This is a genomic window from Dactylosporangium thailandense (genome assembly GCF_059739745.1).
The window spans coordinates 11240432-11266652 of the sequence record NZ_AP029195.1; the positions used below are offsets into that span (position 1 = coordinate 11240432).

Annotated in this window: 20 protein-coding genes and 1 pseudogene; 11 read left to right on the forward strand and 10 right to left on the reverse strand. The window is 73.1% G+C overall.

Going from position 1 to position 26221, the window contains the following annotated elements; genetic code table 11:
- Positions 1-48 precede the first annotated feature (48 nt).
- A complete protein-coding gene (locus AC6JBM_RS50435; RefSeq protein ID WP_497980637.1) occupies positions 49-1722 on the forward strand; it encodes an ATP-binding protein in 1674 nt (557 codons plus the stop codon).
- On the opposite strand, the gene AC6JBM_RS50440 is transcribed toward AC6JBM_RS50435, so the two are convergent.
- The 6 genes from AC6JBM_RS50440 to AC6JBM_RS50465 form a co-directional block, all read right to left on the reverse strand.
- Positions 1682-3181: a glycosyltransferase family 2 protein gene (locus AC6JBM_RS50440; RefSeq protein ID WP_497980638.1), complete on the reverse strand. Its 1500-nt coding sequence runs from the start codon at positions 3179-3181 to the stop codon at positions 1682-1684. The two genes, AC6JBM_RS50435 and AC6JBM_RS50440, sit on opposite strands and share 41 nt — an antisense overlap.
- Positions 3182-3183: 2 nt before the next feature.
- Positions 3184-4314 (reverse strand): HEAT repeat domain-containing protein, encoded by a 1131-nt coding sequence (locus AC6JBM_RS50445; RefSeq protein ID WP_497980639.1) that lies wholly within the window; start codon positions 4312-4314, stop codon positions 3184-3186.
- Entirely contained in the window at positions 4311-4685 is a 375-nt protein-coding gene (locus AC6JBM_RS50450) for a response regulator transcription factor (RefSeq protein WP_350620894.1), read from the reverse strand. The genes AC6JBM_RS50445 and AC6JBM_RS50450 overlap by 4 nt, the downstream gene beginning before the upstream one ends.
- 106 nt (positions 4686-4791) lie before the next feature.
- Complete coding sequence (locus AC6JBM_RS50455; RefSeq protein ID WP_497980640.1) at positions 4792-5457, reverse strand: SRPBCC family protein; 666 nt, start codon at positions 5455-5457, stop codon at positions 4792-4794.
- A gap of 164 nt (positions 5458-5621) precedes the next feature.
- Complete coding sequence (locus tag AC6JBM_RS50460; RefSeq protein WP_497980641.1) at positions 5622-7271, reverse strand: S8 family serine peptidase; 1650 nt, start codon at positions 7269-7271, stop codon at positions 5622-5624.
- Between the two features lie 254 nt (positions 7272-7525).
- Positions 7526-9157 carry a CBM96 family carbohydrate-binding protein gene (locus AC6JBM_RS50465; RefSeq protein WP_497980642.1) on the reverse strand — a complete coding sequence of 544 codons (1632 nt, stop codon included), beginning with the start codon at positions 9155-9157 and terminating at the stop codon, positions 7526-7528.
- A 446-nt stretch (positions 9158-9603) separates the two neighbouring features.
- Here AC6JBM_RS50465 and AC6JBM_RS50470 point away from each other — a divergent pair, with 446 nt between their 5' ends.
- Both AC6JBM_RS50470 and AC6JBM_RS50475 read left to right on the forward strand, forming a co-directional pair.
- Complete coding sequence (locus AC6JBM_RS50470) at positions 9604-9822, forward strand: DUF7455 domain-containing protein (RefSeq protein ID WP_433079861.1); 219 nt, start codon at positions 9604-9606, stop codon at positions 9820-9822.
- A 306-nt stretch (positions 9823-10128) separates the two neighbouring features.
- A pseudogene (locus AC6JBM_RS50475) lies at positions 10129-10462 on the forward strand (IS982 family transposase); the annotation flags it as partial.
- A gap of 157 nt (positions 10463-10619) precedes the next feature.
- Here the strand turns inward: AC6JBM_RS50475 and AC6JBM_RS50480 are convergent.
- The gene (locus tag AC6JBM_RS50480) at positions 10620-10811 is read right to left on the reverse strand and encodes a hypothetical protein (RefSeq protein WP_497980643.1); all 192 of its coding nucleotides are present in this window, start codon (positions 10809-10811) and stop codon (positions 10620-10622) included.
- Between the two features lie 212 nt (positions 10812-11023).
- Between AC6JBM_RS50480 and AC6JBM_RS50485 the strand changes: the two genes are divergently transcribed.
- On the forward strand, positions 11024-12580 hold the full coding sequence (locus tag AC6JBM_RS50485) for a putative bifunctional diguanylate cyclase/phosphodiesterase (protein ID WP_497980644.1): 1557 nt from the start codon (positions 11024-11026) through the stop codon (positions 12578-12580).
- On the opposite strand, the gene AC6JBM_RS50490 is transcribed toward AC6JBM_RS50485, so the two are convergent.
- Positions 12542-13561 (reverse strand): GGDEF domain-containing protein, encoded by a 1020-nt coding sequence (locus AC6JBM_RS50490; protein WP_497980645.1) that lies wholly within the window; start codon positions 13559-13561, stop codon positions 12542-12544. The two genes, AC6JBM_RS50485 and AC6JBM_RS50490, sit on opposite strands and share 39 nt — an antisense overlap.
- Before the next feature lie 134 nt (positions 13562-13695).
- Between AC6JBM_RS50490 and AC6JBM_RS50495 the strand changes: the two genes are divergently transcribed.
- Positions 13696-13941: a hypothetical protein gene (locus AC6JBM_RS50495; protein ID WP_497980646.1), complete on the forward strand. Its 246-nt coding sequence runs from the start codon at positions 13696-13698 to the stop codon at positions 13939-13941.
- Positions 13942-13978: 37 nt separating this feature from the next.
- Positions 13979-15517: an ATP-dependent DNA ligase gene (locus AC6JBM_RS50500; RefSeq protein WP_497980647.1), complete on the forward strand. Its 1539-nt coding sequence runs from the start codon at positions 13979-13981 to the stop codon at positions 15515-15517.
- A gap of 20 nt (positions 15518-15537) precedes the next feature.
- Here the strand turns inward: AC6JBM_RS50500 and AC6JBM_RS50505 are convergent, their stop codons facing one another.
- Positions 15538-16353, reverse strand: a complete 816-nt coding sequence (locus AC6JBM_RS50505; RefSeq protein WP_497980648.1) for an SURF1 family cytochrome oxidase biogenesis protein — start codon at positions 16351-16353, stop codon at positions 15538-15540.
- Between the two features lie 96 nt (positions 16354-16449).
- Between AC6JBM_RS50505 and AC6JBM_RS50510 the strand changes: the two genes are divergently transcribed.
- Both AC6JBM_RS50510 and AC6JBM_RS50515 read left to right on the forward strand, forming a co-directional pair.
- Positions 16450-19845: a cobyrinic acid a,c-diamide synthase CobB gene (locus tag AC6JBM_RS50510; RefSeq protein ID WP_497980649.1), complete on the forward strand. Its 3396-nt coding sequence runs from the start codon at positions 16450-16452 to the stop codon at positions 19843-19845.
- Positions 19845-20420, forward strand: a complete 576-nt coding sequence (locus AC6JBM_RS50515) for a GNAT family N-acetyltransferase (protein ID WP_497980650.1) — start codon at positions 19845-19847, stop codon at positions 20418-20420. The genes AC6JBM_RS50510 and AC6JBM_RS50515 overlap by 1 nt, the downstream gene beginning before the upstream one ends.
- Before the next feature lie 239 nt (positions 20421-20659).
- On the opposite strand, the gene AC6JBM_RS50520 is transcribed toward AC6JBM_RS50515, so the two are convergent.
- Positions 20660-22861, reverse strand: coding sequence for a transglycosylase domain-containing protein (locus AC6JBM_RS50520; protein WP_497980651.1), 2202 nt, complete (start codon positions 22859-22861; stop codon positions 20660-20662).
- A 47-nt stretch (positions 22862-22908) separates the two neighbouring features.
- On the opposite strand from AC6JBM_RS50520, the gene cobC reads away from it, so the two are divergent.
- Genes cobC through cobA form a run of 3 tightly spaced genes read left to right on the forward strand, consistent with a single transcriptional unit; the run spans position 22909 to position 26182 of the window.
- Entirely contained in the window at positions 22909-23925 is a 1017-nt protein-coding gene (gene cobC, locus AC6JBM_RS50525; protein WP_497980652.1) for an Rv2231c family histidinol phosphate aminotransferase CobC, read from the forward strand.
- A 2-nt stretch (positions 23926-23927) separates the two neighbouring features.
- Complete coding sequence (cobT, locus tag AC6JBM_RS50530) at positions 23928-24971, forward strand: nicotinate-nucleotide--dimethylbenzimidazole phosphoribosyltransferase (RefSeq protein ID WP_497980653.1); 1044 nt, start codon at positions 23928-23930, stop codon at positions 24969-24971.
- Positions 24968-26182: a uroporphyrinogen-III C-methyltransferase gene (gene cobA / locus AC6JBM_RS50535; protein WP_497980654.1), complete on the forward strand. Its 1215-nt coding sequence runs from the start codon at positions 24968-24970 to the stop codon at positions 26180-26182. Before cobT ends, cobA begins: the two co-directional genes overlap by 4 nt.
- The last annotated feature ends 39 nt before the right edge of the window (positions 26183-26221 follow it).

Here is a 26221-nt window from a genome sequence, read left to right on the forward strand (position 1 = left end):
GTGGCGAAACGGGCTAATGGCGGCGGGTCCGGCATTTAGGATCAAGGTGTGCCGAAGGATCGCGAACTCGTCCTCGTCTCCCTCCTGCAGGAGGCGACGCGGATCGCGAACGAAGCCGACGACATCCGCGACGCCGGGCTCCCGGTCATCAACGCGGTGTGCGCGGCGACCGGCTGGCCCGTGGGCCACCTGTGCCTGCCCGAGGAGCGCGACCGCCGGGTCTTCGTCTCCACTGACGTGTGGCACGAGGACGTGCCGGGGGAGTTCGCCGAGCTGCGCAAGGCCAGCGAGGACGTGCGCTTCCCGCTGGGAGCGGGAATCGTCGGGCGCGCCGCCAAGACCGGGCGCCCGCAGTGGGTCGCCGACCTGACCGCCGAGCCGACGCTGGTGCGACCGGCCGTCGAGGGGGTCGGCTCCGCCATCGCCTTCCCCGTCACCGGGCGCGGGATCGTCGCCGCGGTGCTGGAGTTCTTCACCCGCGAGCCGGTCGAGCCGGACCCCGGCCTGCTGGAGATCATGGCCGACGTCGGCATCCAGCTCGGCCGGGTCGCCGACCGCATGGCGGCCCGCCAGGCGCTGCTGTTCGGGTCCCAGCGCCTGGAGCGCATCCTCGACAGCTGCGTCGAGGCGTTCGTGGCCATGGACGAGGGCGGCATGATCACCTCCTGGAACGCCGCCGCGGAGAAGGTGTTCGGCCTGTCCAGGGAGGAGGCGATCGGCCGGCGGCTGGCCGACACCATCGTGCCGCCGCAGTACCGCGAGGCCCACCACCTCGGCGTCGGGCGCTTCCTGACGACGGGGGAGAAGCGGGTTCTCGACAACCGCATCGAGATCACCGGCTGGCACGCCAACGGCTACGAGTTCCCGATCGAGCTCGCCGTCTGGGCGGTGCGGGACCCGATGATGGGCTGGACGTTCAACGCGTTCGTGCACGACATCACCGACCGCAAGCGCACCGAGGACGCGCTGCGCCACGCCTACGAGCACGAGCGCGAGGCCGTGTCCCGGCTGCGCGAGCTCGACGTGGCCAAGAGCGACTTCGTGGCCACGGTGTCGCACGAGTTCCGCACCCCGCTGACCAACGTCATCGGCCACCTCGAGGTGCTCACGTCCGGCGACGCCGGCCCGCTCACCCCGGCGCAGACGCGCATGCTCGGCGTCATCGGCCGCAACTCCGACCGGCTGCGCGCGCTCATCGAGGACCTGCTCACCATCTCCCGGGTGGAGGCCGGCCTCTTCGACCTCGAGCTGTGCGAGACCGACCTGCACGCGGTGCTCGCGGGCGCCTGCGCGGCCGTCGAGCCGCGGGCCAAGCGGCGCGGCCACCGGCTCGTGCTCGCCGTGGAGGGTCGGCTCGGCACCGTCGAGGCCGACCCCGAGCAGCTGCAACGGGCGCTGGCCAACCTGCTCGTCAACGGCGTGAACTTCACTCCGGACGGAGGGCTGGTCGAGCTGACCGCGCGCGTCGACGGCGAGCAGGTCGAGATCAAGGTCCGCGACAACGGCGTGGGCATCGACGCCGACGAGCAGCCGCAGCTGTTCACGCGCTTCTTCCGCGGCACCTTCGCGGTGCGGGAGGCGGTGCAGGGCGCGGGCCTCGGGCTGGCGATCACCAAGACGATCGTGGAGGGCCACGGCGGCGAGATCTCCGTGGACAGCCTGGTCGGGCACGGCACGACGTTCACGATCCGGATTCCGCGCGAGCGCCCTCTCTGGCTCTGACCGGCTCCTCCTGCGGCGCCGGGGCAAAAGGCTGCGTCTGTACGGTCTGGAAGCCGGTCCGCGTCATCTCGCCCCACACGTGCTTGCCGCCGCGCAGCGCCGACCACATGCCCATGACCCGCCACAGGGCGGTGAGCTGCCGGTAGCCCACGTTCTCGACGATCGAGGCGAGCACCGAGGCGACCAGGTCCGTCCACCGGTGGTAGCGGTGGAACGAGTACTCCTCGACGGTCAGCGCGATGAGGTTCAGCAGCAGCGCGTAGCCGTAGGCCACGGCGATGAACACGAGCGCGAAGTGCGTGTCGACGGCACCGACCCGGAGGCCGAGCGGGACCAGGATCAGCCCGGCGAGCTCGATCAGCGGGGCCAGCAGCTCGAACAGCACGTAGTACGGCATCGCGACGAGGCCGATGCGGCCGTACCGCGGATTCAGGATCATGTCCTTGTGCTTGCCGAGGATCTCGGCGATGCCGCGGTGCCAGCGGCGGCGCTGCTTGCCCAGCACCTTCAGCGTGCTGGGCGCCTCGCTCCAGGAGACCGGCTCGGCCACGAACACGATGCGGTAGTCCCGCTTCTGCCGGCGCAGGTGCTTGTGCAGCCGCACCACCAGCTCGGCGTCCTCGCCGATGCAGTCGTGCGCGAGGCCGCCCACCTCGATGAGCAGCTCGCGGCGGAAGATGCCGAACGCGCCCGAGATGATGAGCAGGCCGCCCACGCGCGACCAGCCGGTGCGTCCGAGCAGGAACGCGCGCAGGTACTCGACCACCTGCACCCGCGGCAGCCAGCGCCGGGGCATCCGGACGTCGACGATGCGGCCCGCGACCACGGTGCAGCCGTTGGCGACGCGGATGACCCCGCCGGAGGCGACGGTGCGCACGGGGTCGTCGGAGAACGGCTTGGCCACCGAGAGCAGCGCCTGCGGGTCGAGGATCGAGTCCGCGTCGACCATGCACACCAGCGGGTGCTGGGCCACGTTGATGCCGGTGTTGAGCGCGTCGGTCTTGCCGCCGTTCTCCTTGCGCACGACCACGAGCGGGTCGGGCCGCTCACCGGGCACGTGGATGGAGACGATGCCACCGCGGGTCGGGGTCGCGTCGGGCACCACCCGGGGCACCTCGACGAGCCCGAACTCCTCCCGCAGCCGCTCGAAGGTGTCGTCGGAGGAGCCGTCGTCGATGACGATGACCTCGAAGACCGGGTACCGCAGCGCGAGCATCGCCTGGACCGACTGCACGATGCCGGCCGATTCGTTGTACGCGGGCACGAGCACCGACACGGGCTCGGTCAGGGGGCTGCGGTACGTCTCCTCGTGCCCGGCGAAGGGCACCCGGCGCAGATGGTGCACGAACTCGGCGCCGGCGAGCACGATCAGCACCAGGTAGCTGCTGTTGATGACCAGGAAGTACGTCAGGATGCAGACGTCCGTCACGGTCAGCAGCTGCCGGACCCACTCGGCCATGATCAGGGCACCGTCTGCTTCCGCTTGTCGTCGAGCTGCGCGGCGGCCAGGGCCTCGCGGGCGTGGGCGGCGCCGAGCAGCACCTCGGGGTCGGGTTCCTCGTCGGGGTCGGCGCTGTGCCGGGGGCGCACGTGCGCGCGGTGCTCGGCGGCCACGAGGGCGGCCCGGCCGGCGTTGCCCAGCCGCAGCAGGGAGCGGGCGGCGTTGTGGGCGACGGCGTACTCGGCGTCGGCGAGCAGCCCGGTCAGGGCCGGGGCCGCGCTCACCGCGCCGAGCTCGCCCAGCGCCTTGGCGGCTTCGGCGCGAAGTACGGCCGGATGCTGCGGCTCCAGGGCGTCGACCAGGGGCGCGAGGGCCGTGCGGGTCCCGAGCCGGCCCAGCGTGCGCGCGGCGGCGACGCGGACCTCGACGACCGGGTCGGCCCGCAGCGCGCTCTCCACCCGCACGGTCGCGCCGACGGCCCCGATCAGCCCGAGGACCTCGGCGGCGCAGGCCCGCACGGGCGCCCGGGGATCGTCGAGCGCGGCGAGCAGGGCGCCCTGGGCGGCGGTACCGAGGCGGGTCAGCGCGGTCGCCACGACGTGCGCGGGCACCGGGCGGCGGCTGGGCAGGGTGGCCAGCAACGGCTGGGTAGCCCCGGCGTCGCCGATGCGCCCGAGCGAGCGGGCGGCGACCACGCGCACGTCGGCGTCGGGGTCGCCGAGCAGGTCGCACAGCGGCAGCAGGGCGTCCTTGCGGCCCAGGTTGCCCAGCACCTCGGCGGCGAGCGCCCGGGCCACCGGATCGCGCCGCTTGAGCTGGCTGCGGGCCCGCCAGGCGGCGCCGCGGCGCTCGAAGACGTCGACGAGCGCGGTGTGCGCCTCGCCGCGGACCTTGCCCAGCAGGGCGATGGCGTTGGACTCGACGGCGAGCCACACGTCGTCGGGCAGTCGCACCAGTTCCTCGATCTGCTCGGGGTCGTCGTCGCCGGCGGCGATGGCGAGCAGCAGCCGGCGGGCCGGCTTGGCGAGCCGGGCGCGCCGGGCCTCGCGGGTGCGCCGGACCGTGCGCCCGGCCACGATGAGGGCGCCGAGGACCAGTGCGGCGAAGATCAGGACGAACAGCGCCACCAGGGCGGCGCCGGCGAGGGTCACGTGCGCATGCGGGCCAGGACCGCCTCGACCCGGCTCACCAACTCCCGCGGGCTGAAGGGTTTGACGATGTAGTCGTCCGCGCCGGCGCCGAAGCCGACCTCGACGTCGCCCTCCTGGGCGCGGGCCGTGAGCAGGATGATCGGCAGCGCCTTGGTGCCCTGCTCCTGCCGCAGCTGCCGGCACACGTCGATGCCCGACATGCCCGGCATCATGACGTCGAGCACGACCAGGTCCGGCGGGTTCTCGGTGGCGGCGGTGAGCGCGGCGAGGCCGTTGTCCACCGCCACGACCTCGTAGCCCGCCTGTTCCAGCTTGAAGGCGACGAGGTCCCGGATGTCCATGTCGTCGTCGGCGACCAGGATCGCGGTCATATCTCGATCTTATGCGGCATATAGGAGTGAAATCCGAAATATGGCGAAAGGGCGCCGGCCGTTCGGCCGACGCCCTCGAGGGTCTGGAGTGCTCAGTCCGCAGTGTCTAGACGGGCGGCTGCGGCGCGGGCCGCGTGCGCGACGCCCGCTCGGGGGCGTGGTGCGCGCCGAGGTTGCCGTTGCTCGGCATCGGCTGCGCGGGCCGCTCGTTGGCCGCGTGCGTGATGCCGGAGGCCGAGGCGATGCCGCGCGCGACGGACGCCGGGTTCGGCCGGGCGCCGGGCATGTCGGCCGGCGACGGCTTGATCTCGCGGGTCTGCGCGGTGCTCGCGCCGGTGCTCTCGGTGCTCGCCGTGGTGACGTGCTCTTCGCAGTACCGCTTGAAGCCCTTGAGGTCGGCCTTGAGCCGGCGGTTGAGGACCTCGACCGCGTGCTCCTCGGCCGGCAGCAGCTCGCGGGCGTCGATCTGCAGCTCGGCGATGATCCGGGTCATGTCCCCGGCCATGGGCTCCAGGCGCAGTGCCTCGATGACCTGCGGCCCGTCCGTCGCCTCCCAGCACAGGAACTCGTCCGTGCGGCTCTCGGTGATGCGCGCGTCGAACTCGGCCCGGTTGCCGCCGATGTCGAGCACCATGTGCGCGGTGGACGCGTCGATCGGCGCCATGCTCATCACGCCGGACATGAACTGCGGATAGTTCTCGAAGTGGGCGAGCTGCTCGTAGGCCACTGCCACCGGTACGGCCACCTCGATAGATTCTCGGGCGGTGCTCATGGTGGTCCCCCTTGCCGTCGGAGCTGATGGTTGACCACACCGTACGGCCGATTCGCCCCTTTTGCGGGTGATTCTTGGGATTACGCGAGCGGGGCCCTCGCCGACTCGGCGAGGGCCCCTGCTGCGCTGTTGTCATTGGTCGCGCTGTTGTCATTGGTGTTGCGTCAGACGGTGAGGGTCCAGCCCTTCAGCGTGCCGGCGTCGCCCTTGAAAACGTCCTTGGCGACCAGCGTCCAGGTGCCGTTGCGCAGCTCCGAGGACAGGTCGATCGTCCAGGTCGCCTCGATGTTGGCCACGTCGTCGCCGGAGGTCGAGCTCTTGAACTTGTAGTCGGTGCCGTCCGGCGCGATCAGGTCGAGGCGCAGGTCACCGCGGTCGGCGTGCTTGATGGAGACCTTGACGGTCGCGGTCTTGCTCGCGTTGCCGGCGCAGTTGGCCACGACGAGCTTGCTGGAGGCGGTGCCGAGGTCCGGGATCGCGACCGGCGTGGTGCTGGTGACCGGGGCGCAGGTGGCCGGGGTGCTCGGGGTGCTCGGCGTGGTGACGGGCGTGGTCGGGTCGGTGACGGGCGTGGTCGGGGTGGTGACCGGCGTGGTCGGGTCGGTGGCCGGGGTGGTCGGCGCGGCGGCCAGGGTGCCGGTGTAGAGCAGCTTGTTCGGCGAGCCGCTGCCCGCGTTCTTCACGACGCCGTTGGTGGCGGCGGCGACGAGGGCGTCACGGACCTGCGCCGGGGTGGCGGCCGGGTGGGCGGCCAGGTAGAGCGCGGCCGCGCCGGTGACCTCGGGGGTCGCCATCGAGGTGCCGCTCATCTTCTGGGTGGCGGTGTCGGAGGAGTTCGAGCTGGAGGTGATGTTCACGCCCGGCGCGAAGATGTCGAGGCAGTTGCCGTAGTTCGAGAAGCTGGCGCGGGTGTCGTTGCTGTCGGTCGCGCCGACGGTGATCGCCTCCGGCAGGCGGGCCGGGGACTTGGTGCAGGCGTTGGCGGAGTCGTTGCCGCCCGCGACCGCGTAGGTCACGCCGGACGCGATCGACTTCTTCACCGCGTTGTCCAGCGTCGTGCCCGCGGCGCCGCCGAGGCTCATGTTCGCCACGGCCGGCTTCACCGCGTTCTTGGTGACCCAGTCGACGCCGGCGATGATCTGCGAGTACGAGCCGCCGCCGGAGCAGTCGAGCACGCGTACCGCGACGAGCTTGACGTCCTTGGCCACGCCGTAGGTCTTGCCGCCGACGGTGCCGGCGACGTGGGTGCCGTGGCCCTGGCAGTCGCTCGCGTTCGCGTCGTTGTCGACGAAGTCGTAGCCGGAGCGGACCCGGCCGGCGAACTCGGTCTGCGTCAGGCGGACGCCGGTGTCGATGATGTAGGCCGTGACGTTGCTCGCCGGTCCGTAGGTGTAGCTCTTGTCCAGCGGCAGCGCCTGCTGGTCGATGCGGTCCAGGCCCCAGGTGGCGGAGGTCTGCGTGGCCTCGATCTGCACGCGGCGGTCCTGCTCCACGTAGGCGACGGCCGGGTCGGCCGCCAGGCGGCGGGCGGCGTCGGCGCTCATGTGGCCGGAGAACCCGCGCACCGCGCTGTCGAACCGGTCCTCGATGCGGCCGCCGACCTTGCCGGCGAGCGCGTCCGAGGTCGTCGTGCTGCCGTCCTTCATGACCACGATGTACTGGTCCTTGAGCGCGCCCGGGGCGTCCACGTTCTGGATGGTGCCCTGGGCCGGGGCGGCGTAGGCGGCGGAGCCGAAGGTGAACGCGGTAGCGGCCGCGGCGGCGGTGCCGAAGACGATTCCGGTAATGGCGCGACGGGCGGTGTTCTTCGTCATTATGTCTGCATCCCTTTACGGTGAGCCGGCATATTCGGTGGTGCATTTCCTTGCTGCAACCAGATTGCGGGCCGCGGGTGGCCGGCCCGGGACTCCTCCGGTAGCGGGCCGGTTGTCGCGGCTCCATTTGCGCGCCGTTTCGCCGGTTGCTGTCGGTTGCAAAACAGGTATCCGTCGTTCCTGGAGGAGAAATGGCGAAGGCCGCCAGGACTGTTCGTCCTGACGGCCTTCACTCACCGGGGGGAACCGGGTGTTCAGAGCTTTACGTCGAAGCGCGGGTCGGCGGCGATCTTCTGGAAGCCGGCGAGCGCCTCCGGGGTGTCGTCCATGCGGATGTCGTGGCCGCTCTGGTCCTTGGCGGTCTCGAAGTACACGAGGCCCTTGATCTGCGGCATCTTGGCGAGCTGGGGCAGCACGGTGGCGTACACGGCGGCCTTGTTCTTGCCCAGGACGGTCTTCGACGAGTCGTACACGCCCCACTCGGCGACCATGATCGGCTTGCTCGGGTGGTTGGTGGTGGCCCAGGTGTAGAAGCCCGGGAACTTCGGGTCGTTGGTGCGGTTCATGAGGTAGTTGAAGTCGCCGTAGTGGAACGCGCCCGGCTCGGCGTTGTTGTACGTGTCCACGCCGACCCAGTCCACGACGTCGTCACCCGGGTACAGGTCGCCCCACCAGGAGGTGTTGTTCCACTTCTCGTAGTTCATGTACGCGACGGTGAACACGGCGTTGGTGACGCCGTCGGCCTTGAGGCGCAGCGCGGTGTGACGGAACATGGCCGCGAAGTCCTTGGCGGTCTGGCCCGAGCCGGCCGTGGGGTTCACGTCGTTCTCCGGCTCGTGGTGCAGCACCACGAAGAACGGCTTGGTGCCGAAGTTGGCCTTGATGTACGTGGCCAGGCGGTCGATGCGCGCGTCCTGGGCGCCGGCGGCGACCTTGGCCCACGTGCTGCCGTAGCCGACCTTCCAGTTCAGCATCAGGGTGCGCGGGTGCGCCGGGTCGTTGGTCATGGCGATCTCGTCCTTGGTCGGGAAGAGCTCGTCACCCTTGTGGTACGTGTGGTAGATCGTCGAGGTGCGGCCGGACTTGGCCTCGAAGGTCTTCAGGGCCTCGGCGCGCGGCACGTCGGAGAAGCCGCCGGCCGCCGCGCCCCACAGCACGCCGCAGCTGGGAACCAGCTTGGCGTCCACCTTGCAGTCGGCCGGCGGCGTGGTGACCGGCGTCGTCGGCGGCGTGGTGACCGGCGTGGTCGGCTGCGTCGTGACCGGGGTCGTCGGCTGCGTCGTGACCGGCGTGGTCGGCTTGGTGTCCTCGACCGGCTTGGTCACCACCGGGCGGACGACGTTGACGTCCAGGGTGGGCTTGCCCGCGGCGGCCTGGGCCGAGCGGAAGCGCGCCGGGGTGTTCGCGACGGTCGAGGTGACGGCGAAGGTGTACGTCCCGGCGCCCTTGACCACCGAGCTCACGTCGAACGTCACCGAGCCGGCGGTGGCGGTCGGCTTCGCGGCGGCGACGACGCCCGCGAGCTTCGGGGCGTTCTTCGCCGACAGCGCCTTCTCGGTCCAGGCGGTGTCCGCGACGCGGCTCAGCGACAGCGAGCCGGGCAGGTTCTTGGAGTCGCGGGTCAGGGTCACCTTGGCGCCCTTGACCGTGCCGGCACCGAGCGCGCCGACCTTGAACTTCACGAACGCGACCATGGTGTCGCCACCCTGGCGGCCCGCGACGAGCGTCGGGGCGGAGCCGAAGTTGTAGGTCGGACGGGCGCTGGAGCTGTAGGTGTCCTCCACGGCGCCCGAGCGCACGACGTCGGTCGTCTCCGCAGCGGCGGCGGCACCGCTGTGGATCATGGTGCCGAGTCCGGCACCGAGCGCGAGCGCGGCGATCGGCATGAATGTGCGGGTGCGGCGGCGAATCATCTATTCAAAGCCCTTCCGTGGCTGGCGGAATCCTGTGGAGCGGGTTTTCCATCCGGCGTTGTCATCCGGACCTCCACAAGATTCGGCAGCCGGGGTTACACCCCCGGTTCGCCGGAAGTTGCCGTTCGGGTGTCCACCCACCGGCCGCTATGTCCACTGTGGACTTGTCGCGCTCGGGTACGCTTATTGCTGCAGCTCAAAGGGCTTGGTGTCGAAATGTTGCCGGGCGGGTATGTGAGCTGCCCGCGTGATGCATCAGACGAACGGACAGGAGTGGCAACCGAGCGGCGACCGAATGCCAACGCTTCCGAACTAGGCGCCCAAAAGCGGCGAACGTAATGTTGGTCGAGTACGGCGCAACTCACGGATATGGAACAAATCGGGCGCTCTGCACCCGTCACGACCTCGAGGAGACTGAAATGACCCCGATGCTGATCTCGCGCCCGGCCGTTCACGTCGTCCCCGAGCTGGCGGGGGAGCGGTGCGACAGCTGCAACGCGGCTGCCAAGGCCGTCGTGACCTTCGGCAACGCCGGGGACCTGGCGTTCTGCGGGCATCACGCGAAGAAGTTCGCGGACCGCATCACCGCGACGGCGGACAAGGTCGTGGTGGAGGAAGGGTTCGACTGGCGGAGCTGAGCTCGCTGCTCTTTGGGCGCCCCGGCTTTGTGCTGGGGCGCCCTTTCCGTTTGGCCCGATAAGTCGGGCGCTTCGCGCCGCGACTTATCGCATTTATCGCCTGACGGGGGATAAGTCCGACATGTCGTGGCGCGGAGCGCCCGACATGTCGTGTTTGGAGGGTTTGTTGGGCTCGGGCGTTGGTCTCGTGGGCTCTGTCTCGCCGCGTCGTCTCACGTCTCGTGCCGCGTTCGGGCGCGGCGTGGCCGGTTCTACGAAGGGCCGCTGCTGCGACGGGCGATCCGGTGGTCGCGGCGGACACCGATCTCCACGCCGGTGCAGTGCGGCCGGTCCCGGCCGACCGTGCGGCGGTCGGATCTGGCCGGGTGGGCCGGCTTCGGCTACTGCCCGTCACATTCGCGGTTCTTCTGGGGGCTGCGGCTGCATCTGGGTCTGCGCCCCGGCGGGGCTACCGATTACGTGGCCCTCGCGACTCCGAAGGTCGACGAACGACTGCTACGGCCGTCGTATCGCAACCGCACCCACTGCACTGCGGCCGCACCATCGAAGGCGTCACCGCCCGCATCGCTCAACGCCTCCTGGCCATGACCGCGCCACCGGCCAACCCGAGACTCGATCACCGATCGCCTACGACCACTAACCAGACTTCGGACTTGCTCGTCCGGTTCCGCACGTCGGGTGCGGTTTGGGGGAGCCGGTCTCGTCCCGCATGTGCGGGGTGGCCAGGAGCGGCAGGACCAGCTCCACGAGGCGGCCCCGCCAGTGCAGGGAGGTGCGGGCCGAGAGGGCCGGGTTCGTCACGGGAGGTCGCGGCCGAAGAGTGCCGCGATCCGGCGCTGCCAGGCGGCCAAGACCCTCGGCGGCCGGCCTGCGTTGTGGTTGAGCGAGCGATGGTGCGGGCGCCGGTTCCGCGAGTGGGGCTCGTTCTCGCCGTGCTCGGGAACTCCCGGGATGCGGTGCGTGAGGCGGTGCAGCAGGTTGTCGGGCATCTCGGCCTCCGGACGTACGTCGTACTGCTTGGACGTATGGTGTACGTATAAGACGGTAGACGTACGCTGTACGTCGCGTCAACGGGCATCGTGGTACACGTGCGGGAGGCGCGCCCGCGTGTTGTCCGTTAACTCGGATATATCGGACATTTGCCCGATAGCATGCGAGTGTGCGTCGTAGGCCGAGCCCTCATCCGCGGCGGCCCGGGCTGATGGGTCGCGAGACGGGGCTGCTCGTGGCCGTGTGGGTGGCGGGGGCGGCGTTTCTGGCGGCGGTACCGGCGCTGCTCCGGCAGTTCTCGTCCCTCCTGGCCGGCGTTGTCGCGCTGGTGGCCGCCCTGGTGGCCGTATTGCTCGTGCGGGCGCGGTCCCGGCGGCTCGCCTCCTCGCTGGCGCAGTCCTCGGCTCGGCGGCGCGGGCTGGAGCGGGCGCTTCGGGAGCGGGCCACCCGGGACCCGGTCACCGGACTGGCCAACCGAGCCCTGCTCACGGCGATGCTCGACGGGGCCGCCTCCCTTCGTGCCGGAGCTGTTGCCGCCAAGGGGAACGGGATCGGTACCGAGCGGTGGGCCGAGCTGCAGCGCGGGCCGGGGCCGACGGTGATCCTGCTCGACCTCGACGGGTTCCAGGCGATCAACGACGAGCTCGGGCACGCCGCCGGGGACGCGCTGCTGCACGAGGTCGCCCGGCGGCTGCGCGCGGCGCTGCCCTCGGCCGATCTCATCGCGCGGCACGGGGACGACGAGTTCGCGGCCGTGTGGCGCGGGGCCGCGCCCCCGGACGCGGCGGAGCGCGCGCTGGGCCGGCTGCGGCCCGCGTACCGGGTGGAGGAGCGCACCGTGCACCTCACCGGCAGCGCGGGCGTGGTCGTGGCCGACGGGCGGCGCGGCTCGGCCGAGGTGCTGCGCGACGCGGGACTGGCGCTGCAGGCGGCCAAGGAGGGCGGCAAGGACCGCATCGTCCGGTTCGAGGCCGGGTTGCGCACGGCCGCGGATCGGCAGCGCGAGCTCGCCACCGGGCTGCGGCGGGCGCTGCGCGAGGGGGAGCTGGAGGTGTACTACCAGCCGGTGGTACGCCTCGCCGACGGGCGCATCACCGCGGTCGAGGCGCTGCTGCGCTGGTTCCCGCCCGGCGCCGAGGCCATCCCGCCCGGCGTGTTCATCCCCGTCGCCGAGGCCACCGGGCTGATCGTGCCGCTGGGCTGGTGGGTGCTGGGCCGGGCGTGCGCGCAGGCGCGGGAGTGGCACGAGCGGGCCGGGATCAGCCTCACCGTGAACGTGGCCGCGCACCAGCTGCGCGAGCCGGACTTCGTGGAGCGCGTCCGGGCGGCGCTCGCCGAGGGCGGGCTGCCGGCGGGCGCGCTCGTGCTGGAGGTCACCGAGAGCACGCTCGTCGCCGATGCCGAGTCCACGGCGCGCCTGGACGCGCTGCGCGCGGACGGGGTGCGGGTGGCGATCGACGACTTCGGCACCGGGTACTCGTCGCTCGCCTACCTCGTGCACCTGCCGGTCGACGTGCTCAAGATCGACCGTACGTTCCTGGCCACCGCCGTGGACACCACGCTCATGCGCGCGATCCTCCAGCTGGCCGGCGGGCTGTCGCTGCAGACCGTCGCCGAAGGCGTGGAGACCGAGGACCAGGCGTCGACCCTGCGGGCGCTCGGGTGCGAGCACGCCCAGGGATTCCTGTACTCCCGGCCGGTACCGCCGGCTGACCTCGACGCGCTGCTGTCAGGCCGCCTCGAGCTCGGTGCGGCGCGGGCGCGGTAGCGGGGCGGGCCACTCGTCGGTGCCGGGCTCGCGCGCGGCCGCGTCCTGGTCCCGGGCCCGCGGGGGCGCGGCGTTCGCGGCGGCCCAGTCGGGGCCGGCGCTCGCCCCCGCGCCCGGGCCGGTCGTGGTGCCCGGGTTCGCGGGCGGCGTGGCGGCCACGACGCGGTCGCGGCCGGCTCGCTTGGCGGCGTAGAGGGCGCGGTCGGCCAGCGGGACCAGCTCGCCGGGGTCGCGGGTGTCGGCGGGGAGCGCGGCAGTACCGGCGGAAATCGTGACGACGCGAACGGCGCCGCCGCCCAGGTCCACCGCGGTCGCGCCGATCGCCGAGCGCAGCCGGTCCGCCAGCTCGCCCGCGCGGGCGGCGTCGGCGTCGGGGATGAGCAGCGCGAACTCCTCGCCGCCGTAGCGCGCGACGGTCACGCCGGGGCCGGCCGTCTCCCGCAGCCGGCCCGCGACCGCGCAGAGGACCCGATCGCCGGCGGGGTGGCCGAACGCGTCGTTGATGCGCTTGAAGCGGTCGATGTCGAGCAGCACCACGGCCGCGGGCCGCCCGCGGCGCAGCTCGCGCAGGCGCGCCTCGAAGGCGCGGCGGGTGTTCAGGCCGGTCAGCGCGTCCGTGGCGGCGATGTGGCGCGCGTCGGCGAGCAGCAGGGCCAGGCGCCCGAGCACCAGCAGGAAGACCAGCGCGCTCGCGGCCGCGGCCAGCGGGACGTCGTGCGTCTGGCTGCGGGTGTACTGCACGAGCAGTACACCAGGAGCCAGCAGCGACACGAGAACCAGCGCGACCGGGCCGGCGGCTCGGGGGACCGGGAGCCGGCGCAGCCACGGGTGCAGCGTGATCACGGCGAGCAAGGTGGCGAGCGCGACCGGGAGGGCGTCGGGGCCGAGGGCGTACACCCAGGTCAGCAGGCCCGTGGCGACGGCCGCGAGCCCAGCGTCGAGCAGCGCCGGACCGGGGCTTTGCTCACGGAACGTATTCACACCACTATTTTCCGTCATCGCGTCAACTTCGGCCAGGTTGTGTCGCCGGACCGATACCACCCTGTCTGCAACCCGGCGGACACGTGCCTGCTCTGGCGGGAGCGTGGACTGGGTTGAGGCGAAGGGAGCAAGTCATGACGCCACAGCTGCTCGAACACGTCCGCGCCGAGGCGCTCTTCTGCTCGGACGTGCAGTCCTCGGACGTCCTCGACGCGGAGCGCATCCGCCGGGCGGTCATGCTCAGCGTGCGCCGCCACGGGCCCCGCGGTTGCGCGGCGCTGGTCGCCCACGAGTTCGGCGAGCACCCCGACACCGCCGTCAGCCGGATGGGCTGGGTGCTGGACTGCATCCGTCGCGCCTACGCCCGCGCGATGGTCTGAGGCGGTTTTTGTCGTACCCCTGCGCGAGAATCCCGATATGCGATTCGAGCAGCTGGCGAAGGTCTCCGGGGCGGTGGCGGCCACCTCCGCCCGCAACGCCAAGATCGACCTTCTGGCCGCGGCCCTGCGCGACCTGGCCGCGTCCGGCGACGAGCGCACGGTCTCGGCCGGGGCCGGCTACCTCGCCGGTGAGCTGCGCCAGCGCCAGACCGGGGTCGGCTACGCCAGCCTGCGCGACCTGCCGCCGCCCGCGGCCGAGCCCTCCCTGAGCGTCGCCGACATCGACCTCGCCTTCGAGCGCATGGCCGGGCTCGCGGGCAAGGGCTCCCAGGCCGCCCGCCGGGCCGAGGTCGCCGCGCTCTTCGGCGCCGCCACCGAGCCCGAGCGCCGGCTCCTCGTCGGGCTGCTCAGCGGCGAGCTGCGCCAGGGCGCCCAGGCCGGGCTCCTCGCCGACGCCGTCGCCCGGGCCGCCGCCATCCCCTCCACCGCCGTCCGCCGGGCGCTACTGCTCGCGGGCGACCTCAAGGCCGTCGCCGCCGACGCGCTGCTGCACGGGCCCGAGGCCCTCGACGCCTACGCGCTCACCGTCGGCCGCCCGCTCGCCCCGATGCTCGCCGCCAGCGCGCCGAACGCCACCGAGGCGCTCGCGGCCACCGGGACACCCGCCGCGGCCGACATCAAGATCGACGGGATTCGGATCCAGGTGCACCGGGACGGGGAGTCGGTCTCGGTGTTCAGCCGCAGTCTCGACGACATCACCGCCCGCCTGCCCGGGGTGGTCGCGGCCGTCGCCGCGCTCGGGGTGTCCTCGATCGTGCTCGACGGCGAGGCGGTCGGCGTCGACCCGGACAGCGGCCGAGCCATCCCGTTCCAGGAGACCTCCAGCCGGGCCGCCCGGCGCGACGGGGTGTCGATCCTGCAGCCGTTCTTCTTCGACGTGCTCCACCTCGACGGCGAGGACCTGCTCGACCGGCCGGCCGGGGAGCGCTGGGCGGCACTCGAACGGGTCGTCCCCGAGCCGCTGCGGGCCGGGCGCACCGTGATCGACACGCCCGAGGCGGCCGAGGCGGCGTTCGCCGCGGCGGTCGCGGCCGGGCACGAGGGGCTCGTGATCAAGTCGGCCGCGGCCCCCTACGACGTCGGGCGGCGCGGCTCGGCCTGGGTCAAGGTCAAGCCCCGGCACACGCTCGACCTGGTGGTGCTGGCCGTCGAGCGCGGCCACGGCCGCCGCCGCGGGTGGCTGTCCAACCTGCACCTGGGCGCGCGGGACCCGGAGACGGGCGGGTTCGTGATGCTCGGCAAGACGTTCAAGGGCATGACCGACGAGATGCTGCGGTGGCAGACCGAGAGGCTGCGGGCGCTGGCCGTCGAGGAGGTCGAGGAGTCCGAGTGGGTCGTGAAGGTGCGGCCCGAGCTGGTCGTGGAGATCGCGTTCGACGGGGTGCAGACCTCGCCGCGCTACCCGGGCGGGATGGCGCTGCGGTTCGCGCGGGTGCTGCGCTACCGGGAGGACAAGCGCCCCGACGAGGCCGACACCATCGACACGGTGCGGGCGATCCACCGGGGCGGCTCGTGAACGCGCTGCTCGCGGGCGGCTCACAAGGGGGCTTTGTGCACCTGCTGAGCGTCGGTCTCCTCGTCCTCGTCGTCGTCCAGCAGGTTGTCCGGGCGCGGGCCCCTCGCCTCGCGGCGGGCCAGGTAGCCGAAGCCGTAGAGGGTCATCGCGGCGAAGAGCCACCACTGCAGGACGTAGCCGGCGTTCTGCAGCGCGTTCTGCTTCTCGGCCGGCACGGCGGTGAACCCGGGCGCGGGCTCGTCCGCGCTCACGTAGGCGTCGAAGAGGGCGTAGGGCACGGCCGGGGCGATCGCCGAGGGCGTGATGCGGCGGATCTCCGCATGCCCGGCGACCTCCTGGGGCCGCCCGCCCCGGCTCTCCGACGGGCGCAGCCGGCCGGAGACGGTCACGTTGCCGGAGGGGGCCGCGGGCACATCGGGCGTGGTCATGGCGCCGGCCGCGGCCGGGCGCACCCAGCCCCGGTCGACGAGGACCGCGGTGCCGTCGCGCAGCACGAGCGGGGTGAGCACCTCGAAGCCGACGGCGCCCTCGACCGTGCGGCCGCGCACGAGGATCTCGTGGGCCGGGTCGTAGGTGCCGGTCACGGTCACCCGGGTCCACTCCGTGTGCTCCGACGGGGCCGGTCCGACCGTCCCGGCGCCCCCGTCCGGCGCGCCGACGACGTCCGTCAGCGGCACCGGCGTCGCCGAGGTGCCGGCGTCGATCCGGGCGTTGATCTCCGCCCGCTGGTCGTAGCGGTCGAACTGCCACAGGCCGAGCAGCACCATGACCGTCGCCGCGGCCAAGGTCAGCGCGGCGTAGCCGAGCCACCGGGGCGTCGCGAGAAACCGGTACACAACCATGCACGGTAGCCCGTCCCCTTCCGGACGGTCATGGTGGCGCCCGTTCGGTATCGTCCGGGACACACGTATGCCTCAGCGCCGGAGGAGCACATGAGCACGATCCCGCGGCTGGTGATCAGCGCCCCGTCGTCCGGTCACGGCAAGACGGCCGTGTCGGTCGGGCTGCTCGCCGCGCTGTCCGCCCGCGGCTACCGTGCCGCGGGCTTCAAGATCGGGCCGGACCACGTCGACGCCGCCTATCTCGGGCTGGCCGGGGGGCGTCCGGGCCGCAACCTCGACCCGCGCATGGTCGGCGCCAAGCGGATGGGCCCCCTGTTCGCGCACGGGGCCGCGTCGCTGGACATCGCCGTGGTCGAGGGCACGATGGGCCTCTTCGACGGGCTCGCCGGGCGCACCGACAGCGAGTCGACCGCCCAGATCTCCGGCCTGCTGCGCGCGCCGGTGATCCTGGTCGTCGACGTCGGCGCCATGGGCCAGTCGGTGGCCGCCCTGGTGCACGGGTTCCGGGCCTACGACGAGCTGCTCTGGCTCGGCGGCGTGATCCTCAACCGGGTCGCCTCGACCCGCCACGAGCAGCTGCTGCGGGAGGCACTCGACGACATCGGGGTGCCGGTCCTGGGCGCCCTGCGCCGCCACGCGCTCACCGACGCCGGCGAGGCCGGGGCCCCGCTGCCCTCCCGCCACCACGGGGTCGCCCCGGTGGTGCACAACAACCTCGACGCCGTGCGGGCCGTGCGCCGTCTCGGCGAGGTCATCGCCGGCGCCGTCGACATCGACCGCACGATGGCCCTGGCCCGCTCCGCGCCCCGCCTGACCTCCGACCCGTGGAGCGCCGAGGCCGAGATCGCCGCGGCCGCCGAGAGCCAGTCCTCGATCGCCGCCACGCGCATCGGCCGCCGCCCGATCATCGGCGTCGCCTTCGCCTACCCGGAGACCGCCGAGCTGCTCACCGCGGCCGGCGCCGAGGTCGTCCCGTTCGACCCGCTGCGCGACGAGGTCCTCCCGTCCGGCGTCGACGGCCTGGTCATCGGGTCCGCGCTGCCGGAGTCCTACGCCGAGGAGCTGACCTTCAACGGCCGGCTGCGCACCGCCGTCGCCGCCCACGCCGCGGCCGGCAAGCCGATCGCCGCCGAGGGCACCGGCCTGGTGTGGCTCTGCCGCGACTACAACGGCCGCCCGATGTGCGGAGTCGTGGACGCATCCGCGCGCGAGACCGACCTCGTCGTGCTCGGCTACCGCGAGGCCACCGCCCGCTCCTCCTCGGTCCTGCTGCCGGTCGGCGCCCAGGTCATCGGGCACAAGATGCACCGCACGAGCATCAGCCCGCGCGCCGGGCTGCAGGCCGCCTGGACCTGGGCCGGCGGCCCGGCCGAGGGCTTCGTCCAGCGCGGCGTGCACGCGTCCTACCTCGGGCTGCACTGGGCCGGCACGCCCGCGATCGCGTCCCGCTTCGTGGCGGCCGCGGGGGCCACGGCGGCACCGGCGCCGGGGCAGTGGAGCACGCCGTCGACCAGCCCCTACGGCCGGCCCTCCGTTCCCGTCATGAACTTCCCGACCGCGCCGGTGCTGCCCGCCTCGCCCGTGACGGCCGTGCCGGCGGCCCCCGTGACCGGCCCGCCGGCCGCTTTGGCCGCGCCGGCCGCGTTGGCCCCGTCGGCCCCGCCGGCTGCGTTGGCCCCGTCGGCCCCGTCGGCAACTCTCGCCCCGCCGGCCGCTCTCGCCCCGCCGGCCGCTCCGGTCACCGGGGCGCCCGCGCCCGCCGTGCCTGCCATGCCTGCTGCTGCGGTGCACGCGCCCTTTGCGCCCTCGGACGACGAGGCGCTCAGCTACGTGTCGGACTACACGACGCCGGAGACGCCGGCGCCCCGCCTGCCCGCCGCGATCCCGGGGTCGATCCTGGCCAGCCCGGGCGGGGCGGGGACCATCGCGGCAGCGCCGCCTGCCGCATCGCCTGCCGTGGCGCCGGCCACGGGGTCGTATCCGGTGCCGGGGTCCTCGCTGGCTAGCCCGCCGCCGGTGTCTGGGACCTATCGGTCGGAGGTTCCGGCCAGCGCACCGACCTCGCCGGGGGCTTCTTCGCCGTTCGGGCCGGCGCTGGGGCCGGCCATGCCGACGCCGTGGACCTCGCCCTCATCGTCGTCCTCGCCCTCATCCTCGCCCTCATCTTCGTCCTCGTCTTCGTCCTCGCCCGAGGCGTCGGCGCCCGCTTTCGCCCCGGTCTCCTCGTCGGTTTCGGGGGTGCCTTCCGCGCCGGGTGAGTCGGAGTCGGTCGGCGGGTCCGAGGCGACGACGGTGCTGGCCGTGTCTCCCGCTGGTGGTGCGGCGACCGCGACGGATGAGGCGAGCGTTGGGGTGCCTTCCGGGCCGAACGGACCCGCGGGGGCGCCGGGGCTGCCATCGTCTGGGGTTGTGCCCGTCCAGTCCTCCGCTCAGCCGGTGTCGTCGCCTTCGGTGACGGGGCCGATCACGGCGTACGGCCCGGGAGCCGCCTCGCCGTCCGCCGCCCGTCACGCACCGGGCGCCGCCGACTCGTTCTCCTCGCCCGCCGCCGCTCCGGTGTCGTCGCCTGTTGGTGGTCAGGGTGTGTCGGCGGCCGCTTCGGTGTCGTCGCCGGTGCCTGCCTCGGTGTCGTCACCCGTTGGTGGTCAGGGCGCCATGGTCGGGTCGCCGGTTTCGTCGCTTCCCGGGGGTCAGGGTTCGTCCGCCGCCGCCTCGGTGTCCTCGCCTGTCGCCGGGCCCGTCTCGTCGGCGGCGGCCGGGGCGCTGTCGCCGGGTGACGGGGGGCCGGCGCTCTCGGCCGCGATGCCGGTGTCCTCGGCGCCGATGCCCGTGTTCTCCGAGGCGATGCCGACGGCCTCCTCCGCGCCCGTGTCCGCGGCGCCGGGCGGGGTGACCGCGATGCCGGCGGGGGAGTCGGAGGCGGTGCAGTCGGGGGAGGCCGGGTCGTACCCGTCGCCGGGGATCTCCGGGGGTGAGATCGCGGAGCAGGCGCCGGTGTCGGCGCCGCCGGTCTCGGCCCCGCCAGCGGTCGGGCGTTCGGTTGGAACCGCGTCGATTCCCGCCGCGCCCGTGTCGGGGCCGGTCTCCGGGCCTCCCGGTTCGGTAGTGTCCGGTTCCGTGCCTGCTTCGCCAGTTTCGGGAACATCGTCCGGTACTCCCGCCGGTGCCGTCTCCGCCCCGCCGCTCGGGGGTGCCGCCTCCGCTGCCGCGAGTGCGGGAGGCGTGGACCTGAGCTCGGGGCTCGGGGGTGCATCGGGCGCCGGTTCGAGCGCGGGGTTCGAGAGCGCGCCGGGTGCCGGTTCGAGCGCGGGGTTCCAGAGCGCGCCGGATGCTGGTTCGAGCGTGGGGTTCGCGAGTGCGTCGGGCGCCGGTTCGAGCGTGGGGTCTGGGGGCCCTTCGAACGCCCAGGGGGGAAGCCCCGAGGGTGGCTCTGACGGTGACGGGGGCGGGAAGCCGCCCGCCGGTGGGTCCGGCGAGGCGGCCTAGTGTCGACCTGGTCGGTGGCGCTGCGGCGCTTTCCCTCGCTGCTGGTCGAGACGCCGCGGCTCACGGTGCGGCCGCTCGGTGCCGATGATGACAAGCGGGTCGCGGAGATCTTTGCCGACCGGCTCGTCCGGCGCTGGCTGCCCGTCGCGGCGGACGAGCTCGAGGAGTTCGACGGCTACGCGTGGTGCACCGAGCTCGCGGTCGAGCGGCGGGACAGCGGGGCCGGGGACCATTACGGCATCGTGCGGCGCGAGGACGAGCGGCTCGTCGGGTGCCTCTGGACCAAGAACACCGACTGGCTGACGCGGTCCACGGAGATCGCCTATGCCGTGGCCGCGGATGCTCGCGGGTACGGGGTCGCGCCCGAGGCCGTTGACGTGCTCGCGTTGTCGCTGCTGCTCGAGCACCGGTTCCAGCGGATCGAGCTGCGGGTGGCGCCCGGGAATGTGGCGTCGCGCAGGGTGGCGGAGAAGGCTGGGTTCACCTACGAGGGGCTGTTGCGCAACGCCGGGTCGTTGGCCAGTGGGCGGGTCGATCTCGAGAGCTGGTCGTTGCTGCCGTCCGACATTCGCTGAGCGGTGGTTCGCAAAGGAGCCGGCGCGGGCAGGACTTCGAGCCGGCCGTGGAAGAGTGGCGCCAAGCAACCCGCCCTAAACAGCCGACACGAAGTTGCCGTATCGAAGTGGCCGGCACGGATTGGCCCGCGTGAATCGGCCGCATCAAAAAAGTGGCCCGTGTGGATCGGCCCGCGCCGAGCACGCTGAGGATTGAGCGGCCCGCGTGAGCGACGCCTGCGAGGATCGGTGAGAAGGCGTCAGGCGCGGGCCGGGGTTGTGGTTTTCGCGCGGGCCTTCGCGGCCGGGGGCTTCTTGCCCACGATCTGTGCGCTGGGGGGCGTGAAGCCGCGCACGGGGGTGCCCGCCAGGGCGTCGCGCAGCGTCTCCGCCACCGCCTCGCGAGGCTTCCCGGCGTTGCCGGCCCCGACTCGGTGCAGCGGGTTGTCCGGGTCGGCGATGAAGCCCGCCACCGTCAGGCCCGGCGTCATCCCCACGAACCAGGCCGCCCGGTCGTCGTCCGTGGTGCCCGACTTGCCGGCGACCGGGCGGCGTACCGTCGGAAACACCCGAGGCGCCGTGGACCACCCGCCGCAGTCGCCCGTCGCGGCCTTGTAACCCGTCACGCACCGGGCGGCGTCGACCGCCCCGCGGGCCACGTCGGCCGAGAGGACCTGGGCGCAGCGCGGCTTGGCGACCTCCACGCCCTTGTCGTCGACGGCCGGCTTGCCGCTCGCGTCGGTGATGGAGGTGACCGGGATCGGCTCGCAGTGCACGCCGTCGGCTACGACGGTGGCGAACGCGCCCGCCATCTCCAGCGGGGTCGTGTCGGCCACGCCCAGGGTGAACGCGCCCCAGCCCTTCGCCTTGGCGGGGGAGGCCTGGGTCTTGTCGATGCCGGTGCGCCAGTGCAGCCCCAGGCGCTCGGCCATGCGCACGGCCGCGTCGGCGCCGACGCGCTGTTCGAGCTGGACGAAGTACGTGTTCACGGACTTGCCGAAGCCGGACCACATCGTCTGCCGGCCGGTCATCGAGTCCGACGCGTTCGACGGGCACCAGAAGTCGTTGCCGCAGTGGGCGGGGCTGCTGCGGCCCGTCTTGTACTTCGTCTGCACCGTCTTCGGCGAGTAGATCGCGGTCGACAGCGGCAGCCCCTGCTCCAGCGCCGCGAGCATGGTGAACATCTTGAACGTCGAGCCCGCCTGGTAGCCGGCCATGTCGTCGCCGCCGCCCAGCAGCGGGTTGACCGTGTTCGGGTAGTTGCCGCGCAGCCGCTTGCGCTGCCGCGGGTCCGAGTGCGGGCCGTTGCTGGCGCGGTCCAGGGAGTACACCCGGTTGACCGCCATCGCCCGGATGAGGCCCGTGCCCGGCTCGATCGCGACCTGACCCAGGGCGTAGGGGCTGCGCGCCTGCTCCCGCTTGAGGATCTGCGCCTGCGCGACGTCCTGCACGCGCGGGTCCATCGACGTGACGATCTTGTACCCGCCGCGCCGCAGCGCCTCCAGGCGCTCGGTCGAGTTCGCGCCGAACGCGGGCTGGTTCGCCCACCAGGAGCGGAACATCGCGCAGAAGAAGCCGTACCCGGGCTTGGTCGCCAGGCAGTCGTTGGGCGGATCGGTGAGCTTCAGCGCGATGGGCTCGGCGTGGGCCGCGGTGGCGTCGGCCGCGCTGAGGTACTTGAGGTCGACCATCCGGTCGATCACGTAGTTGCGCCGGGTGGTCGCGGTCTTCGCGTCGCCGACGGCGGGGTCGTAGGACGAGGGCGCCTGCACCAGGCCCGCGAGCAGGGCCGCCTCCGGCACGGTGAGATCGGCGGGCTTCTTCGAGAAGTAGACCTCCGCGGCCGCCTGGACGCCGTAGGCGCGATGGCCGAAGTAGGCGACGTTGAGGTACCGCTCCAGGATCTCCTGCTTGCTCATGTGCTTCTCGAGCTCGATCGCGAGCTTCATCTCCCGCACCTTGCGCGCCCCGGTCTGCTCGGTGGCCGCGTTGACCTCGGCCGGCGTGCGGGCGGTGTCGCGCAGGACGTTGCGCACGTACTGCATGGTGATCGTCGACGCGCCCTGCGACACGCCGCCGGCCTTGTGGTTGGCCACGAACGCGCGGGCGACCCCCTTGAAGTCCACGCCGTGGTGCTCCCAGAACCGGGCGTCCTCGGCGGCGACGATCGCGTGCTGCACGTTGACGGACATCGAGTCCAGGGAGGTGTACGTGCGGTACTCCTCGTAGAACTGGGCAAGCATCGTGGTGCCGTCGGCCGCGTAGACGTGCGTGGTCTGGGCCGGCAGCGCCTGCCGCAGCGCCTCCGGGGGCATCGCGAGCTCGTCCGCGCCCTTCTTCACGCCCATTCCGCTGACCGCGGCCAGGGGATAGACGAGCGCGGCCACGGCCAGCCCCACGATGAGCCCGGTCCGCAGGAGCGCGAGGAAGCCGCCGGCCACTCGCATCGTGCGCGCGATCACATTCTTAAGCTAGGACAAATCGGTTCGCCGTACGCGACGATCGCCTGATGCTGCGGTTCCACGGCGACGCTGAGATCGCGCCGGGCCTCGTCGACCTCGCCGTCAACGTCCGCACGGCGGCGCCGCCGTCGTGGCTCATGGGACCGGTGACGGCGTCGCTGGCCCACCTCGCGCGCTACCCGGACCCGGCCGAGGCCACCGCGGCGATCGCGGCGCGGCACGGGCGGCCCGCCGCGGAAGTGCTGCTCACCGCCGGGGCGGCCCAGGCGTTCGTGCTCATCGCGCAGGCCTTCGCGCCCGAGCGGGCGGTGGTGGTACACCCACAGTTCACCGAGCCCGAAGCGGCGCTGCTGGCCGCGGGCCACGCCGTGGAGCGGGTGGTGCTGCGCGCGGCGGACGGGTTCGTGCTGGGCGAGTCGGACGTTCCGGATGACTCGGACCTCGTGGTGGTGGGGAATCCGACAAATCCCACCTCGACGCTGCACCCCGCCGAGTTGCTGGCAAATCTGACGAAACCGGGGCGGATCACCGTCATTGACGAGGCCTTCGCCGACACGGTGCCGGGGGAGCCCGAGTCCCTGGCCGGGAACCGCGACCGGCCCGGCCTGCTGGTCATCCGGAGCCTGACCAAGACCTGGGGGCTGGCCGGGCTGCGGATCGGCTACGTGCTCGGCCCGGAGCCGCTGCTCGACCGGATGCGCGAGCACGCCCCGCTGTGGAGCGTCTCCACACCGGCGCTGGCCGCCGCGATCGCCTGCGCCTCGCCGCGGGCCGTGGACACGGAGCGTGAGATCGCCACCCGGCTCGCGGCCGACCGCGCCCACCTCGTCGACGCCCTCGCCCGGGCCGGCGTGGCCGTGCCCGGGCGCCCGGCGAGCTCGTTCGTGCTGATCAGGGTCCCGGACGGCGAACGGGTGCGGGCCGCGCTGCGCGAGCGCGGGTTCGCGGTCCGACGTGGCGAAACCTTCCCGGGACTGGGCCCGGACTGGTTACGTATTGCCGTGCGGGACACTGCCACGAGTGACGCCTTCGTCGCGGTGTTGTCGAACGTATTGGGAGGGTGAACATGCTGCACGAGACGATTGCCGCGATCCGGCCGCTCGACGACGAGGCCATCGCGGCCGCCCGGGCCCTGCAGGCCCGCCTCACGAAGCCGATGGGGTCGCTCGGGGCGCTGGAGACGTTGGCGGTACGGCTGGCCGGGCTCTCCGGCACGTGCCCGCCGCCGATTCCCGAGCCGGCCGCGCTCGCGATCTTCGCCGGGGACCACGGCGTGCACGAGCAGGGCGTGACCCCCTGGCCGCAGGAGGTCACCGCGCAGATGGTGGCGAACTTCCTCGCCGGCGGCGCCGTGGTCAACGCCTTCGCGCGCCAGGCCGGGGTCTCGGTCACGGTCGTGGACGTGGGCGTGAAGGCCGCGCTCGACCCGGCCGAGGGTCTGCTGGACCGCAAGGTGCGGGCCGGGACCCGCGACCTGAGCACCGAGCCGGCGATGACCCGCGACGAGGCCGTCCAGGCGCTCGAGACCGGCATGCGGGTCGCCGCGGACCTGGTCGACGGCGGCGCCCGGGCACTGCTCACCGGCGACATGGGCATCGCCAACACCACCCCGTCGGCGGCGCTCATCGCGGCGTTCACGCACGCCGACCCGGCCGCCGTGACCGGGCTCGGCACCGGCATCGACAGCGAGACGCACGCCCGCAAGGTCGCCGTGGTCACCTCCGCCGTCGTCGGGCTGAAGGCCGAGGACCCGATCGACGTGCTGGCCGCGGTCGGGGGTTACGAGCACGCGGCGCTGGCCGGGTACATCCTCAAGGCGGCCCAGCTGCGTGTGCCGGTCGTGCTCGACGGCGTGATCGCCGCCTCGGCCGCCCTGGCCGCCCACGCGCTCGCCCCGGCCGCGACCGCCGCGATGATCGCCGGGCACCGCTCGGCCGAGCCGGGCGCGACGGTGGCCCTGGGCTATCTTGAGCTCGAACCGCTCGTCGACCTGGGCCTGCGCCTGGGCGAGGGCACCGGCGCCGTGCTGGCGCTGCCGATCGTGGCCAGTGCTGTCCGCGTGTTGCACGAGGTTGCCACTTTCGATTCCGCTGGAGTAGCCCACAAGTGAACCCCTACCCCCTCGGTTTACGGCTCGACGGGTTACGCGTCCTGGTGGTCGGCGGCGGCGCGGTCGCCACCAGGCGCGTGCCCGCACTGCTCGATGCGGGCGCGGACGTCGTGCTCGTCTCCCCGCACATCACCCCCGCCCTGCGCGCCCACCTCGACGCCGGCCGGCTCACCTGGCGCGAGCGCCGCTTCGAGCCCGCCGACGTCGACGACGTGTGGCTCGTCCACGTCGCCGTCAGCGACCCGGAGGCGGCCCGCGCGATCAGCGAGGTGACCGCCGCGAAGCGGATCTTCACCGTGCGCGCCGACGACCGGCACGCCGCGACCGCGTGGACGCCCGCGGTGACCCGGCACGGCCCGCTGACCGTGGCCGTGCTGGCCGGCGGCGACCCGGCCCGGGCGGTGGCGGTGCGCGACGCGATCGGTGAGCAGCTGGCGACGGCCGGCGTCGTCGCGGGTGCCGACCTGGCCGGGACCGTCGCGCTCGTCGGGTCCGGGCCGGGCGACCCCGAGCTGCTGACCGTGCGCGGGCGGCGGCTGCTGGCCGCGGCCGACGTGGTGGTGATCGACCGCCTCGCGTCCGGGCTCCTGCTGGACGAGCTGCGGCCGGAGGTCGAGCTCGTGGACGCCTCCAAGATCCCCTACGGGCCCTCGGCCGCCCAGGAGGAGATCAACCGGGTCCTCGTCACGCGCGCCCAGGCCGGGAAGTTCGTGGTGCGACTGAAGGGCGGGGATCCGTACGTCTTCGGCAGAGGCGGCGAGGAGGTGCTCGCGTGCGCGGCGGCCGGGGTGCCGGTCGTCGTGGTGCCGGGGATCACAAGCTCGATCGCCGTGCCGGCCGCGGCCGGGATCCCGGTGACCCATCGCCGGATTGCGCACGAGTTCACGGTGGTCTCCGGGCATCTCGCCCCGGGGCACGCGGAGTCGCTCGTGGACTGGGCGGCCCTCGCCCGGCTGCGGGGGACGGTGTGCGTGCTGATGGGGCTGAAGAACCTGCCCTCGATCGCCGCGATCCTGCTGGAGCACGGGCGGGCCCCCGACACGCCCGTCGCCGTCGTGCAGGAGGGGACCACCCGGGATCAGCGGACGGTACGGGCGACGCTGGCCACGGTCGCCGACGCCGCGAAGTCGGCCGGCCTGCGCCCGCCGGCCGTGATCGTGATCGGCCCGGTCGTCGACGCGCTGTCCGCCGCCCGGCCCGCCGAGTCGTAGGTCCGGGCGGCCACACGCGCGCGGGGCGCCCCTTCGGAT

Bases quoted from the DNA above. Each gene is read 5' to 3' on its own strand.
- AC6JBM_RS50440 (WP_497980638.1), bottom strand. From the start codon at position 3,181: ATGGCCGAGTGGGTCCGGCAGCTGCTGACCGTGACGGACGTCTGCATC.
- AC6JBM_RS50450 (WP_350620894.1), bottom strand. From the start codon at position 4,685: ATGACCGCGATCCTGGTCGCCGACGACGACATGGACATCCGGGACCTC.
- AC6JBM_RS50455 (WP_497980640.1), bottom strand. From the start codon at position 5,457: ATGAGCACCGCCCGAGAATCTATCGAGGTGGCCGTACCGGTGGCAGTG.
- AC6JBM_RS50460 (WP_497980641.1), bottom strand. From the start codon at position 7,271: ATGACGAAGAACACCGCCCGTCGCGCCATTACCGGAATCGTCTTCGGC.
- AC6JBM_RS50465 (WP_497980642.1), bottom strand. From the start codon at position 9,157: ATGCCGATCGCCGCGCTCGCGCTCGGTGCCGGACTCGGCACCATGATC.
- AC6JBM_RS50470 (WP_433079861.1), top strand. From the start codon at position 9,604: ATGACCCCGATGCTGATCTCGCGCCCGGCCGTTCACGTCGTCCCCGAG.
- AC6JBM_RS50480 (WP_497980643.1), bottom strand. From the start codon at position 10,811: ATGCCCGACAACCTGCTGCACCGCCTCACGCACCGCATCCCGGGAGTT.
- AC6JBM_RS50485 (WP_497980644.1), top strand. From the start codon at position 11,024: ATGGGTCGCGAGACGGGGCTGCTCGTGGCCGTGTGGGTGGCGGGGGCG.
- AC6JBM_RS50495 (WP_497980646.1), top strand. From the start codon at position 13,696: ATGACGCCACAGCTGCTCGAACACGTCCGCGCCGAGGCGCTCTTCTGC.
- AC6JBM_RS50500 (WP_497980647.1), top strand. From the start codon at position 13,979: ATGCGATTCGAGCAGCTGGCGAAGGTCTCCGGGGCGGTGGCGGCCACC.
- AC6JBM_RS50510 (WP_497980649.1), top strand. From the start codon at position 16,450: ATGAGCACGATCCCGCGGCTGGTGATCAGCGCCCCGTCGTCCGGTCAC.
- cobC (WP_497980652.1), top strand. From the start codon at position 22,909: ATGCTGCGGTTCCACGGCGACGCTGAGATCGCGCCGGGCCTCGTCGAC.
- cobT (WP_497980653.1), top strand. From the start codon at position 23,928: ATGCTGCACGAGACGATTGCCGCGATCCGGCCGCTCGACGACGAGGCC.